Genomic DNA, 392 nt, shown 5'->3' with positions numbered 1-392 from the left:
GACCAACCTGGCCAACCGCGCCCTGCGCCAGAAGATCTACGAAGCCTCGACCACCCGCGGCAGCCGCGGCGGTGAGTTCGACAACACCGCGCTGGTCTCGCGCATCATGCAGCTGCGTGCCGACAAGGCCAAGCTGATGGGCTTCCCGAACTTCGCCGCCTACAACCTGACCAACCAGACCGCCAAGACCCCCGAAGCGGTCAACGCGATGCTCGGCAAGCTGGCTCCGGCCGCGGTGGCCAATGCCAAGCGCGAAGCCGCCGACCTGCAGGCGATGATCGACAAGGAGCAGAAGGCCGCGCGCAAGCCGACCTTCCAGCTGGAACCGTGGGACTGGGCCTTCTACAGCGAGAAGGTGCGCCAGGCCAAGTACAACTTCGACGAGTCGCAGC

1 protein-coding gene is annotated in these 392 nt (G+C 66.1%); it reads left to right on the top strand.

Annotation, left to right across the window (positions count from 1 at the left end; translation table 11 throughout):
* On the top strand, positions 1 to 392 hold a 392-nt coding region (locus D7X12_RS42165; RefSeq protein ID WP_147444043.1), incomplete at both ends, for a M3 family metallopeptidase.

This window comes from Corallococcus sicarius, assembly GCF_003611735.1.
In the GTDB taxonomy this organism is placed as follows: Bacteria; Myxococcota; Myxococcia; order Myxococcales; family Myxococcaceae; genus Corallococcus; species Corallococcus sicarius.
This window is presented reverse-complemented; position numbering and strand designations above follow the sequence as displayed.